Raw genomic sequence first — 13,884 nt, 5'->3', positions numbered from 1 at the left:
GGAAGGTTTTCGGATGGCCGCTTCCAGCCCGAAGCGGACCTTCAAAATCCGACTTTGCAATTCTCGTGTTGCGGACAAGTTAGGCCGCGTACTGCCAAGGTCTCAGCGTCGCTAGCCACTGAACTCTGACAGTGGCTACACAACTACAATTGCTTAACACAAACTTTGCGCCAAAGACTGTTGCCAAGCTCTGTTTCAGTTCATTTTGCCGGACAACGTTTGTGTCGGCAGTTGTCCAAAGAGTGCTCTGTAGTCTCGCGCGAACTGACCCATGTGCCAAAATCCGTAAGCGTTTGCGATGTCCGATATACTCTCCTCTGGCGAGCAGGATACCAGTTCATGGCGCACAGCACCGAGACGGGCTCTTAGATAAAACTGCTTGGGGCTCACCCCATATGTTTCCTGAAACGCGCGACGAAGAGTGCATGCGGATACCTGAATATCTGCACATACTTCACCGATTGACACGTTATCCATCAAATGGGCCCGCATGAACTCAACGGCTTGTTGTGCTAAACGGGTTCTATTTTTACTGTTTCGCCGATCACTCCATTTTTCGCCTACCACCAGCATTTCCAGAAGCTCTAAGATCATATCACTCTCTTCACTATCAGAGCTTGGTCCGGCCGCTGATCCAATTAGAAAGCGCGCTTTGTTTTTGACTAAGGAATGAAGCTTGCCAGCGTCGCTAACGAAAGATCTTAAAGCGTCATTTCGCGCGGTGCTGATATCAAGACCGCAATCGTCGGCGATCCGTTGAGCCCTTCGGATGTCGATGGCAAAGGTCAGGCCTGTGAGCGTTGAATTGCTCACGCCTTCAAAAGGGTCTCCGCTACCAAAATTCATCAGAGCGGTGTCTGAGGGTGAGCCGTTAAGCCAAGTCCGTACACTCCCTTTGTCTGGTAAGCCAAACGCTAGAATGTCAGAGCGAGAAACACCGGTTTGGTACACAGCCTTATCAAACGACAAATCGATCATTTGAAGGTCAAGACCTGCCCAAACGGATACCGAAGAGTTCATAGTTCCCTCTTCAATTTGGCGTAGCTCGACATCCCATTGGGACAACTCGCGGAATTGCGAAGGGTCCTGCAAAAAAAGTGTGTTTGGGGCGCAGGTTTTTTTGGGGGCTGATCGTTTTTTGATGTCGTCCATTCCGCCCCGCAGGTAGTTTTCATGAAATGTTATTCGAATATGTAGGCTTGGAAAATTGCAAGACAAAGCAGACAAATCGAGAGGGAAGAGGTTCGGACGCCCATCGTTGCCTGACGATACTGCGCGCACCGAACGCGTCGTAACGCTGCTAACCAAAAGCGAAAAAGAGTTGTTGCGCTCACAGGCTGAAGACAGCGAACTCTCCCTTTCAACCTTTTGCCATCACCTGATCTTTGAAGGTCTGAAAACAAGTAAATCATGAAACAGGGGTATCTCATGAAATCAAAACTGTTCCTCTCCGCGCTGGTCTTTGCCGGCTCCGCTATCACGGCGGCAGCTCAGGACAGCAATATCGTGCATGATGCGGAATACTATGTGCTGAAGCAGCAAAACGAAGCCGTTTGGGTCGAGAACGACGCACAGGTTGACCAACTGCTGGCCGATTTTCGTGAGAAAAACGGAGGGAACCCTCCAAACATCTTCTACATCCTTATTGACGATATGGGTTTTGGCGACATGGGTATGCCCGAGATGAACGCGATACGCGGGTATTCGACGCCCAATATCAACGCGCTCGCAGAGGAAAGCATGCGGTTTGCGCGCATGTATACCGAGCCGTCCTGCACACCGTCGCGGGTCGCCTTCATGACGGGTCGCCAGCCGTATCGCAATGGGATGGGCGATACCGCCGTCGATATTTCAGGTTTTGGCCTTGCCGATGAAGAAGTCACAATTGCCGAAGTTCTGAAATCCGTAGGCTACAACACCTCGCATGTTGGCAAATGGCACATGGGCGACATTCAGGAATCCTGGCCTACTTATCAGGGCTTTGACTACGCCGCGTTCCCCATCCATCAGCAGGGCCAGTTGGCCATCTTCAACGAAGATGCAGCCAAGGAAGAAATCACCATGGCCATAGGGGAAGACAACTACAACTCCAAATACACGCTGGATGATTGGTTTCGCCCTGATCCGGGACACATGATTACCGGCCTTGAAGCTGTTATTGGCGGGGAGGTCCGCGAAGTCCATATGGAACCGGGTGAGAAATGGACCCAGGACAAATATAATGAAATGAACATCCGCTATCAGGCACAGGCGATGGAACAGTTGCGCCTGCTAGCAGAACGGGATGAACCGTTCTTCCTGCAATACTGGCCGCTTGTCCCTCTGTCGACAACGCGCACGACGAGAGAGGCGTTCACGACACCCAACGGCGGTACATTCGTTGAAAGCATGGAAGAGCTGGATGAATGGATAGGGGTCATTCTGAACGAAGTCGATGCGCTGGGGCTCAGGGACAATACCCTAATCGTTTTGATGGGCGACAACGGTCACTTCACCAAATATGCCCCCGGCAGTGGGTTTTCGCCGCTGGTCTTCCGCGGCGGCAAGGCCGATACGTCTGAAGGAGGTGTTCGGGTGGATGCGTTCGCCCGCCTGCCCGGCTTGATCGAGGGAGACTCGATTGTGTCTGACATTATTCATATCTCTGATTTGTTCACGTCAATTGCGCGTATAGGCGGAGCGATGAATGCCATCCCCCGCGACCGGATCATTGACGGTGTCGATCAGACGTCTCTGATGTTTATTGGCGATACGCATGGGCGCAGGGATCATGTACTGATCTACTCGATCAATTCGCTGAAAGAGGTGGTAAAGGAACACATCAAACTCAAAGTTCCGGCCAAAGGTGAAAATGCTATCGTGGCCAAGTTCTACAACCTGTTCCGCGACCCCCGCGAAGAACAGAGCGTATCGACCGAGATCGGAGCATGGGCTGGACATGAGTTTAACCGCATCATTGCCCGCCACCTGAAATTCAAGGAAATGTACCCCGATCAACCGGCCGCGACTGGACGTCCCTATGAAGGTATCGTGAACCTTCGTCCTGAAACCGTCGCAGCGGTAGATGCCTTTGTCGCCAAGCGGGACATTCAGCCCGACTAAAAGGTGAAGCTGATAAGAGTAATGCAAGCCCCGCATCAGATAATGATATGCTTGATGTGGGGCTTGGCATCCACAACAAAAATTCTGGAAACAATATGAAAATCCAAGCGCTTGTCCTTGCATTGGCGACTGGCATTGTTGCGGCCCCAGCAATCGCCGATGAAAACGCTTCAAACCCTTTGGCCGCAGTCAATAACACGGACATCCGGTATCAGTATTTTGATTTGGGCAACGGTGCTGACAAGCAGGACGCCTTTATAGATGGCGCATACATGCTGCGGCCTGATCTGAAACTGAAATATGAGTTGCACTACAACTCAACGGATGTGACTGGAACTCGGTTCACTGACTTTGAGAAATTGAGCCTCAAAGCGATCTATTTCCCTTCTCAGAGACCGCTCAACGAAACGTGGGCCATCAAGTCGGCCATTGGCCTGGAGTGGATACTGGACTTTGGCGACCCGGAAAAAGGGATCGGAACCGGGTCCGATCAAATTGCGCCTTTTGGCGGGTTCGCCTTTGCAAACACAAAATCAGGGCTGACGCTGATCCCACTGCTCCAGCATTTTGCTTCATACAATGGCCCGACGGACATAAACCAAACCGCGATGCGGTTGATTGCGCTACAACCGTTTGGCGATGGGTACTGGGCCAAGGCTGATATCAAAGCACCATATGACTGGGAGAACGATGCTTGGCCAGCGACCGCTGAGTTCCAGATTGGCAAGAACCTCAGTCCTGGCATCGCAATTTATGCTGATTTCCTCATCGGTATAGGTTCCGACCGCCCCTACGATAAAGGTGCCGGCTTAGGTTTGCGTTTCAACTACTAGTTCACCCACACCCAACCTCGGCGAAGATCATCTATGTCACAGGCCAGAACTCTGTTCAGCCAATTGTTTTCTGCGTCTATCTTGACCCTTCCTGGAACTGCCTTGAGCCAATCCCTGCCCGCACCGGGTCGGTAGGAAATAAATTGGCGTCACGCCGCATCATTCTATCTGTTCACTCCGCTCTGAACTCGGGGAAGATCAACAGTCTCTGGGCGATCCGCTGAGATGGATTTGAACCTTGAAACTGAATCCGTCGTTCGCGCTTCTAATCCCCAGCCAGCGATGCTTAGGCCCAGAGTTCTGAGAAAATAGACTTCTATTACGATCTGTACCCAAGACTTTGCAAAGTTCGCTTTCTGCGCATTGCAGACCTTCGCGCACGGCATAACACCCAACATTAGAGAGTGCATCATCCCAGAACTTTTAGATCTTTTGGTGCGAGCCGACTTTTCTCCGGCAATGTCCCAAATTTAATTCCTTCGATTTCGAGTTTGTCTCGTATCGCTACAAGTTCAACCAGTTTGTACTCAGATTGCTCAGGAACAACGTATAGTACTTGAGGAACCTTTCTCAAAAGAAGTGCTGCTCTTGCCAGTTGGTCAATCAAGTAGCCAGGATCAATTCTATTCCTCGGGCCTTTGATCTCAATCGCCGCAAAAGGCTCCGAGCCTTTGTATACGATTAAGTCTGTGGCAAGAGGCTCGAACGTTCTGCCTTCTCGAACAGTCAAATTTTCCACATTGAAGATGTCACTAGTGTTCTGTTTGAAAAGCATTTTTGCGTTTACTTCGAAGTCTCGGGCTCTTCGCTGGCCGCCAAAACCACCTCTAGCAATCACGACCGCAGGCTTCTCCGCCAATCGAACTTCATCAAGAATAGATTTTGTATCCGCTTGAGACAACTCCCCTGAAAGGACGGCATCAGCTATCTCTTTGGATTTCTTGGGGTCATACCGATCTATCCTTGAAAGCAAAATAACTTGCATCATGGCCAGCCAGTCGGGCTTTGATTCAAAAAGATCGGGTCGGTTTTGTTCTAACCATTTCGCAGCGGACATCGGATTGCGAAGGCTTGCAGGCTTTGTGCCTCTGATCGCGGCAACGCTTTGGAGTGCATCGTCCGGAAACGCGAACCCAAAGGCTTGGCTGTCTTGGACAACGCGATTCAGCCACGCTCCGAGGGCAATCCAGTTTTCGGTTTTGGCCAAATCTTGAAATTCGTCTTCAGTCATCATCTGTCGCAATCATTTTATTCGCATCGAGCCCATTGCCAATGCGAATGGATGCATGTATAGAGCCCGTATGAGGATAGATCGACACGCACCCCCGACGGCCCGACGCGTTCACAAGCGCGGAATGAAAAAACGCGCTGGCAAAATGTCTGGCGTCAAGTTCCCAGGCGTCATTCAGCTCGAAAGCCAAATGGAAGCAGCACTGGTTCGTTGCATGCAGGTCGACCCTCGTGTGGTCTCGCTTAAGCCACAGCCTTGCACAATCGACATGGGAACCGGAAGAGCATTTGCAAACAAAGAAGCGGCGCTAGAGGCTTATGAAGGGCGTCGGTACAGGCCTAAGCTTTATACACCAGACCTAGAAGTCAAACTTGTCGACGGCCGTTTGTTCTACTTGGACGCCAAGCACAGTGCTCACATAGATAAGAAACCTGAGTACCTGGACTATCCTTCACTTCTTGCCGAAGTCGGAATCTCGCTTGTCATTGTAACTGAGTCCTTATTGCAGGGGCCGATTGATCGAAATGCTTGGCTGCTATTGCAAGGACAAGCCGAAGAGACCGCCCCTAAACTTGCAAGCAAAATAGCGTGTCTCAAACAGCAACGTGTGACGTTCAAAGAACTAAGAGAGAACATTGGCATCCCCCAAGCGAAGATTCTTCGCCTTATTCTTGATGGCTATCTGGTGTTCGATTTTTCATGTGAAGCTCTTGGGCCATCCACGAACCTGAATACTGCGAACCGCGACCTAAGACATCTGGAGGTAATCGAATTTTGAAGCAGATTGTCAAAAGGCGGCACCAGAGAACCATCAAATATAGGGGAGAAACCTATGCTGTCGATGGAGCGATAGCTGGGCGGGATGCATATCAGATATCGAACTCCCAAGTTGATCCTTTTGAGATATCTGGACAAGAATACCGAGACCATGTGCACGATGGGCTAGTGAAGGAAGAAGGCTTCGACAAACGTCCTCGTAATGTAACCGCTAAAGATGCGCGTGAAGCTCAGCTCAGACTACGCATTGTGGAAAATGCACTAAAGCTTGGGGAGGAAGGCGTTCATTGGGCAAAACGCATACCGATACTTCAACGCGAGTTCGCCGAAGAACCCACCTTCAAAATCAAGGGTAACCGTTTTCCGAGGCAATCGACTGTTCAGAATTGGGTCAAATTGTATCGGCGCGGCGGGCCGGACGCGCTTTTGCCCAAGCACAGCAATTCAGGAAATCGTATGCCAAGGTTTGACAGCGTTTTCCACGAGATAGTGCTCGATCTATTGGAAATGCAATATACGTCGTCGGACAGACAAAATCTAACAAGTCTGTCTAGCGACGCTTATAATCAATACCAGTTGGTTTGCCATGAGAATGGCATAAAACCTGGGTGCTGCGGACGCAAGGCAGTCGAAGCGATTGTGCACACAATCCCTCATTTTGACGTTCTAAAGTGGCAACTGGGCAGTAACGAGGCGCGCCAACACATGCGAATTGCCCAAAAATACTATGATATAACAGCACCTTACGATCAAATAGAATTGGACTGTACAAAAGCTGACATAATGCTGGTTGATGATAGCGGGGAGGTAATAGGTCGGCCGTGGATTTGTGCAGCGATTGACTGTGCTACTAGTTGGATTGTCGCATTTCAGGTCTTCCTACCAGATCCATCATCAGAACATGTGGCCAAAGCTCTAAAGGAGATGATTAGCTACCCAGAGGAAGACTTTTTCGAACAGCACGAAATTGTAAACAGGAAAAAAATCGCCGCACTGCCGAAAGTGGTTGTAATGGATCAGGGTTCAGAGAACGTGGGCGAACCCATCGATGCTTTTATCGAAGTTGCTGGTGTCCATGGCCATTGGGCGCAACCTCGAAAACCCCAGGAAAAGCCGTTTATCGAAAACTTGTTCGGGGCAGTTCGAAGCAAAGTCAGCCAGCTTCCGGGTGCGACTAAGTCAAAGGCATATCCCGACCGGGATCGAACCAAAAAAGCAATGGATGAAGCCCGTCTGACGCTAAGAGTGTTCAATTCAATAATGCAACGCTGGCGCTACGATGAATATGGAAGAACTCCGAGGAGAAAAGTCCAAGACATCTTCAAACGGGGTGAAACACCTAGCGCCGCTTGGGATAGATTGGCAGATGAACACATAGTGCCAGAACCCCCGTCTTTGGACGAGCATCACGCAGCGCTGATGATCCAATCCGAATCTCGAACTCTGTGGCACTACGGTATCGAATTCGAGAGTATGCAATACAACTCTGAAGACTTGGCAAGGCTGTACCGACGACTAGGCCCGCGCCAGCGTGTTGAAATACGCTATGCTCCACTTGATGCTAGGGAAATTTTGGTCGTGGATCCGCATACAGGCGAGTTGGTGCGCGCGTCCAACAAAGCAAAAGACTTGGCAGCACTTTCTTATCGTGAGCTAAGAGAATGCCGGTCGCCCAAGGCGAAACACAACGGACCAATCAAAACGGCTTTGGAGATCCACAAAGATATCCAAGCGCGCAGGACGTATAAACAGGGCAAAAAAACTAAACTGCAAAGGAACCGCTCTGCGGAAATCGACAAGTTGCGGGCCGCTGATATGCAGAACAGAAGTTTGAAAGAACCACAACTAATTGACCAAATACGGTCAGAGGTTGGTCACAACAAGCTCGCAGTTACGAGATCAAAGAACTTGCCAAGGGTCGAAAAAAAAGATGCTGGACCAAACAACTAGTAGAGCTCTGCAAGGTGCATTCATCCGACATAGCCGCCACGAATGGGCTGTCTCGGAGATAAAACGTCTTTTGAAAATTGCTGCAACCGAGGGTGGACGGATCATACCAATTTTGGGGCCGACGAGATGTGGAAAGACAGAACTGACAAAGGACTTGAAGGCACAAGTTGAAAATGACCGCAACGGCCCAAGTGCTATTCTGGTATCTTCAGATGTCATTCTGGGTCGACTTCCGCCACGGCCTTCCGAGCGGGATTATTACGGTTCTTGCTTGCGAAGCATGGGCTTCGATTTTGTAGAACGAGAGCGACCTGCCCAAATTCGAGAACGTCTTTTTCGGCTCGTAGTTGAACACGGCATCCAGACAATCATTATCGACGAAGTGAACCATTGCGCCGAAACTCTGACTAGGCACTCGCGTCGACAAGCCGCTGATCACTTCAAGACTATTGTTGATGAAACCTCAGTCACTCTGATTTTAGCTGGGTTGCCAATGTTCGAAGCGGTTATGGACAGCAACGGTCCATACTTAATTGTCGTCAGAACCTGCCTGGATACAGATTCATCATGTTCTGTACGTCAAGCTCACTCGAAAACGCATCGGGATTACTCCAGATCACGTCATTGATATAGTCGCGTTCCGCGTGAAGATCGTTGGCTGTAGGCCTCGGCTTCCGGGTTTCGGGAAAGGCTCTTTCGGTCCAACTGAATAGTCCACCAAATACGGTCCAGATGCTGGGTGACATTGTATGAGAAGCCATCTCGTGGTCCTTTCCGAGTTACTTGCGCTGTCGCAACAACCGTAACTGTTCACTCGTTTTTCTGGTATCCGGCACAAAATTGTGCTGTTCTACAAAAATGAAGAGCGGGTTCCGAAATTGGTCGGATATTCGTGTGTTCCTCTCTGTCTTCAGAGAAGGGTCGACGCTTGCGGCCTCCAGAAAGCTAAAGGTCTCCCAACCGACGGTTGCACGACGCATTGATGTTCTCGAAAGAGAAACAGGCTTGACGCTTTTTGAGCGCGGTACGCACGGGTTCAAACCGACCCCAGAAGCCCTTCGCCTCGTTCCCCTCGCCGAAGCAATCGAGACTTCAGTCCTTGAATTTGCCGATTGCGCGAAAGAAATGACGTCGACACAACCCATCCGTATCACCGCTTACTCAGCAAACTTCTCTGCACGAATGATTGAAATCGTAAACGAGTTTTCGGCCGACAATCAGGATGTCGCATTCGAGTTTTTGTCCAGCGTTCGGGCGCTGGACCTGATGGCGGGCGAGGCCGACATTGCTTTGCGCCTTGCAAGAACCGATCCCGATCCTGACCTGATCTGTCGTAAGATCAGCACGGCCCGCTGGTCTTTGTTCGGCAGCAGAAATTACGCGGACAAATTTGGCTTACCGGGGTCAACTAATGATCTGGCCGGGCATCAGTTTGTTACCTTTCAGCGGGACGATGTACCAAATGTATTCCACGAATGGTTGACCAATCACGTGGAGCCGGACCAGATCGTCATGTCTTTCACTGAACTGGAGCTAATGCATGCGGCGATCAGGTCAGGGCAAGGTCTTGGGATCAGCAATGTCAAGCTGGTTGAAACAGACATGTCTTTTATCCGATGTTTCGACGAAATCCCTGAACTTGCGGTGCCGCACCTAATGCTCATTTCGCCGGAAGCCTATCGTCGGCCAGAGGTTAGAGCCTTCGTTAAGTTCTTCGCACCTCGCTATGCGGCAATCTACAAGTAGTTATTTAGGCAAAAAGGATTGAGAACACGCGAACAAGCTTTTTTGCATGTGCGCCAAGACCGCAATTGCGAATAGAAGCCTTATGCGACGAGCCCCAGGATACTCTTGGAGAAGACAATGGGAGGTCAAATTGATCGGCGCGCCCAAGTCGCTGCAAACTGCCTTAACTCCGATATGCCATCACGTGGTGCATGATCAGATTAAGAACTTCAACATCGTTCTGGTTAAATGTCTGGTATCGGAATTTGACCGTTCCCCGGTCGGGCTTCGAACGTGATGGTGTAATTGCCTCAACCGTGACGCGCACGCTGATCGTGTCACCGGAATACACAGGAGCCAGCCACCGCACCTCGTCCATACCATGTCCACCCAGATTGGTGCCGGTAAGTACACCAGTGTCGCGGAACAACCTGAAAGTAAGCGCTATTGTCTGAAATCCACTGGCTATGAGACCGCCGAAAATCGACTCTGCGGCAGCCACTTTGTTAACGTGGAAGGGCTGCGGGTCATGAACCAGTGCGAAGTCAATAATCGCTCCCTCGGTCAGCGTAACGCCTCCGGTTTCGAAGGTTTCGCCAACCGACAAATCGTCGATGTATTTTCCACTAGCCATGGCAAAAGTATAGTTTGATGCAGACTCAACCGTCAACGCGGAGCCAGGCTCGGCCGCCACTAATGCCGCATTGTCTTTCGACCATTGCAAAGATCGTAATGGAGAACTAAGTCAGTGATCGTTGACCTATGCCGCGGCGACAAATAGGTGCGCTTCTTGCGGTACGTGCAATACGCCTTCTTTTTCATATCTAGACAAGGCGTCTGCAACCTCTTCCACGACCTTGTTGGTGACGTCAGCACCTGCATCCCTAAGATCGGTTTCGATTGGCAGCGCCATGATTTGCGCGCGAAGATCAATAAATCTTCGCTCAAGTACCAATGGCTCGTGACGAGCTATCTTGAAGCCTGCATCGACCAACAAGTTCGAAATGAGGTCCCCATCTCGAAACGAAAAAGGCGCTCTGGCTTTTACTGCGGCATCTGTTCCAACATGCCGTTCGAGAGCTTTTGCAAGCGCTCCATTGAAGGGCGACACTGCGCGCCAACATGTCAAAAATAGCTGACCGTCATTGCGTAAGATCCTATGAACTTCCTGCAAAGCGGCGGATTTGTCGGGGAAGAACTGAAGCCCCTGTTGTATGAAGGCATAGTCAAACGTAGCATTTTCGAAAGGTAACTCGGTTACATCTGCTGCATACCACTCGAGCACATGACGACAATCCGGCTGATTGGACTGCGCGACCTCAATCATGGTTTCGTTCAGATCTACGCCAACCACCCGCCCTTCGCCCGTCAGTTTCCTTGCAATCTCTCGCGTCAAAGCCCCGGTGCCGCATGCAATGTCGATGACACAAGTCCCGCTTCGAAGCTGAACCTTCTCCATGGTTGCTTCAGCCAATGGGCCGAACATCGCAGGCACACTATGGTTGTTGTACTTCTGCGCAGCTTCTTTGGTCAGCCGAAAATTGTCCGTCATCAAAAAATCCTCCTAGCAACGCGTCAAAAACGGACCACCCTCAGTGACCCAAAATCGTAGTCTCACGATGTTTCAACCGGCAGGCTCTCATCGGCGCTCCACTCAGCCCATGAACCATCATACAGGCGGGACTTTTCAAACCCCATTTGGCGCAGCGCAAGGAGCCCACAAGAAGCAGCTATGCCACGGCCGCAATAGGCGATGACCTCATCGTCAGTTTGAATTCCCTTGTCCTGATAGTGCTTGAGGAGCTTGGAATGATCCGCCAACTTGAATGACCCACGTTCCTTTAGTTTAGCTGCACGTTCGGATATGGGTGTGTGTGCCAAGTCCGGATCGATGTTCGATATCGCCGGTATGTTGACCGCACTGGGGATATGTCCCGAGCGACCTCCCCATGTGTGAACTCCGTCGCCTCGGAAGAGGTCGTCTGGTAGAAAGTCCACAATTCTGACCTCGGGCTTACCCATCGCATCCAAGACATCAGCTTTGCGGGCAATCCAATTGCTCTGCACTGTTGGTTCAAAGTCACCATGCTCAACGGTTGGATCGCCAGTTTCAGTGGTTCGACCTTCGAGTTTCCATTGCTGCAAGCCGCCGTCCAAGACCTGCACGTTTTTATGGCCATAGTGCGAAAGTGCCCACCAAAGACGCGCAGACGCCAACGGAAGCCCGGAGTCATCGTAGACCAAGACATGACTGTCGTTGGAAACACCCAACTCGCGCATCCTTTTCCCAAAATCCTCTGGCCCGAGCATCATGTCGGGAGTGTTCTGAGTGCTGTCTGCAAGCTCTGTCGACATGCCAACATACACGGCGCCAGGAATGTGCTCGGCTTGGAACTCGCTCCTATCGTCATAGGCCACGCCCTTGCCGTTTTCCTCCCTAAACTTCCAGCGAACATCAATGATGCGTAGTTTCGGGTTAGTCAGGTTATCTGCCAACCAAGCCGTATCAATGAGCGGGCGAGTTTGGGTTGTCATACCTACGTTCTCCTCTAACCGGACGCGGGTCGAGCCGTATGGAATAATCCCCAAAATTGCTTTCGGAGTCCAATTTTGGAAAATCGGGATTTGATATAGCAAATATGGTTTAAACGGCATGTTGATGATTTAATGAGACTTCTGAAAGAAACGGATGCTGAAATCATCGCGCCTCGGAACGTCGATTTCCTTTGACTCGTTTATGGGTAGGCATGCTCATATAGCTCACTGACGGACAGGTTTGGTACAGATAGTGGAAGGTTTGGATGCTTGAAGATCGGTACGGAAGCCCGCTAACGACCACATCACAAACTGCGCGAGACGCCTACGTTGAAGGCATCGACCGATTTCTGGGTGCTTTTGATGATGTTGAAGAAGCTTACCGTTCTGCAATGCAGGCAGATGATAGCTTTGCCATGCCCCATGTTGGGCTTGCGCGCTACCTTGTTACTGTCGGGCGTGCACAAGATGCAAAGCGTGAAATAGCCGTCGCAAAGGAACTGTCGCATGGCGTCAGCCCGCGCGAAGCCGCCCAGATCGACATTATCAGCGATCTCATTGAGGGGCGTGCACCGCAGGCCTACAGGCGCATCCGAGATCACGTCACAGACCATCCGCGAGATATTTTGCTTGCTCAGACATGTACCAGCGTATTTGGCTTAATAGGGTTTTCAGGTCAGGCTGGACGCGAGGCGGAGCAGCTTGCGTACACAACCCTGTTGAAGCCACACTATGGCGACGACTGGTGGTTTCTCTGCCAGCATGCATTTGCCCAGATGGAGGCCGGACAGATCGGCCCGGCCGCGGAAAACATCGAGCGCGCGCTTGAGTTGAAGCCAGACAGCGCACACAGTGCACATGTCAGGGCCCATCTCTACTATGAGAACGGGGAGACGGACGCTGGCTACGCTTATCTGCGCGAATTCTGGCAAGACTATCCCTTCACAGCGTATCTGCACTGCCATCTCAGCTGGCACGTCGCTCTGTGGGCGCTTGAGAGCGGCGATGTGGCAGGTATGTGGAAGCTGTTCGATGATTATGTTTCCCCCGACCGACCTCCTGCGCCACCACTGAACGTTTTGACTGATAGTGTGGCAATTGTTCACCGCGCCTTTTTGACTGGCGAGCAAATTCCTCAGGAGCGTTGGCAACAACTCAGCGACTATGCTGTTCAGTTCTTTCCTTCACCTGGCTTGGCTTTTGCGGATGTTCACGCTGCTCTTGCGCATGCGATGGCTGGAAACAGAGAGCGTCTGGAAACAACCATTGACGGCGCAAAGGGACCCGCAGGCCCCACCGTTGCTTCGGTCGCAGGCGCATTCCGTGCGTTGGCGGATGGAAATGCAGATGAAGCGATTGAGAAATTCGTCAGGGTCATGTCTGAGCACGAACGCCTTGGTGGTAGCCGGGCGCAACGCGACATTATTGAGTTTTCATTGGCGCATGCTCTGGCAATTTCAGGACAATCGAATGAAGCTCGACGCATTCTCAACATGCATCGACCGCATACCTCTCACGACCATGCAGTTGCCACGCTAGAAGGATAGGGTGCCCGCATTTTTGACGCCCGCAATGAGCGCAAATTACACGTTTTCAACGCCACTTAGAACGGAGGCTGTCGCACGACGTTACCAAGCCCCAAAAGTGATAGTTGGCGGAAAAGACCAATCTGACTGCTAACATCAGCTTTCTCAAAAGCCCGTCTTAGGATTGTGCGAGCGGTGTTTGTGG

The 13,884-nt window shown here is 51.1% G+C and carries 13 protein-coding genes; 8 read left to right on the top strand and 5 right to left on the bottom strand.

Annotated elements, in window-relative coordinates:
• Positions 1–195 precede the first annotated feature (195 nt).
• On the bottom strand, positions 196–1,152 hold the full coding sequence (locus AC2TAD_RS15205) for a helix-turn-helix domain-containing protein (protein ID WP_170483685.1): 957 nt from the start codon (positions 1,150–1,152) through the stop codon (positions 196–198).
• 106 nt (positions 1,153–1,258) lie between these two features.
• Here AC2TAD_RS15205 and AC2TAD_RS15200 point away from each other — a divergent pair, with 106 nt between their 5' ends.
• From AC2TAD_RS15200 to AC2TAD_RS15190, 3 genes are all read left to right on the top strand, one after another.
• Positions 1,259–1,414: a hypothetical protein gene (locus AC2TAD_RS15200; RefSeq protein ID WP_480868670.1), complete on the top strand. Its 156-nt coding sequence runs from the start codon at positions 1,259–1,261 to the stop codon at positions 1,412–1,414.
• Between the two features lie 14 nt (positions 1,415–1,428).
• Positions 1,429–3,102 carry a sulfatase-like hydrolase/transferase gene (locus AC2TAD_RS15195; RefSeq protein ID WP_170567569.1) on the top strand — a complete coding sequence of 558 codons (1,674 nt, stop codon included), beginning with the start codon at positions 1,429–1,431 and terminating at the stop codon, positions 3,100–3,102.
• A 95-nt stretch (positions 3,103–3,197) separates the two neighbouring features.
• Complete coding sequence (locus AC2TAD_RS15190; protein ID WP_170477049.1) at positions 3,198–3,935, top strand: hypothetical protein; 738 nt, start codon at positions 3,198–3,200, stop codon at positions 3,933–3,935.
• 409 nt (positions 3,936–4,344) lie between these two features.
• Here the strand turns inward: AC2TAD_RS15190 and AC2TAD_RS15185 are convergent, their stop codons facing one another.
• Positions 4,345–5,169 carry a hypothetical protein gene (locus AC2TAD_RS15185; RefSeq protein WP_170567592.1) on the bottom strand — a complete coding sequence of 275 codons (825 nt, stop codon included), beginning with the start codon at positions 5,167–5,169 and terminating at the stop codon, positions 4,345–4,347.
• A gap of 121 nt (positions 5,170–5,290) precedes the next feature.
• On the opposite strand from AC2TAD_RS15185, the gene AC2TAD_RS15180 reads away from it, so the two are divergent.
• From AC2TAD_RS15180 to AC2TAD_RS15165, 4 genes are all read left to right on the top strand, one after another.
• The gene (locus AC2TAD_RS15180) at positions 5,291–5,944 is read left to right on the top strand and encodes a hypothetical protein (protein WP_480868668.1); all 654 of its coding nucleotides are present in this window, start codon (positions 5,291–5,293) and stop codon (positions 5,942–5,944) included.
• Positions 5,941–7,893: a transposase family protein gene (locus AC2TAD_RS15175; RefSeq protein WP_480868666.1), complete on the top strand. Its 1,953-nt coding sequence runs from the start codon at positions 5,941–5,943 to the stop codon at positions 7,891–7,893. Before AC2TAD_RS15180 ends, AC2TAD_RS15175 begins: the two co-directional genes overlap by 4 nt.
• Positions 7,874–8,521, top strand: a complete 648-nt coding sequence (locus tag AC2TAD_RS15170) for a TniB family NTP-binding protein (protein WP_480868665.1) — start codon at positions 7,874–7,876, stop codon at positions 8,519–8,521. The genes AC2TAD_RS15175 and AC2TAD_RS15170 overlap by 20 nt, the downstream gene beginning before the upstream one ends.
• Positions 8,522–8,751: 230 nt before the next feature.
• Positions 8,752–9,639 (top strand): LysR family transcriptional regulator, encoded by an 888-nt coding sequence (locus AC2TAD_RS15165; protein ID WP_170724481.1) that lies wholly within the window; start codon positions 8,752–8,754, stop codon positions 9,637–9,639.
• Between the two features lie 163 nt (positions 9,640–9,802).
• On the opposite strand, the gene AC2TAD_RS15160 is transcribed toward AC2TAD_RS15165, so the two are convergent.
• From AC2TAD_RS15160 to AC2TAD_RS15150, 3 genes are all read right to left on the bottom strand, one after another.
• Positions 9,803–10,252: a MaoC family dehydratase gene (locus tag AC2TAD_RS15160; RefSeq protein WP_170352228.1), complete on the bottom strand. Its 450-nt coding sequence runs from the start codon at positions 10,250–10,252 to the stop codon at positions 9,803–9,805.
• Between the two features lie 126 nt (positions 10,253–10,378).
• Complete coding sequence (locus AC2TAD_RS15155; protein ID WP_170352229.1) at positions 10,379–11,170, bottom strand: methyltransferase domain-containing protein; 792 nt, start codon at positions 11,168–11,170, stop codon at positions 10,379–10,381.
• Positions 11,171–11,232: 62 nt separating this feature from the next.
• On the bottom strand, positions 11,233–12,153 hold the full coding sequence (locus AC2TAD_RS15150; RefSeq protein WP_480868662.1) for a sulfurtransferase: 921 nt from the start codon (positions 12,151–12,153) through the stop codon (positions 11,233–11,235).
• Positions 12,154–12,419: 266 nt separating this feature from the next.
• On the opposite strand from AC2TAD_RS15150, the gene AC2TAD_RS15145 reads away from it, so the two are divergent.
• On the top strand, positions 12,420–13,700 hold the full coding sequence (locus tag AC2TAD_RS15145; protein ID WP_170352231.1) for a tetratricopeptide repeat protein: 1,281 nt from the start codon (positions 12,420–12,422) through the stop codon (positions 13,698–13,700).
• Positions 13,701–13,884: the final 184 nt, after the last annotated feature.

It is taken from the genome of Ruegeria sp. HKCCD7628 (assembly GCF_057221005.1).
This window is presented reverse-complemented; position numbering and strand designations above follow the sequence as displayed.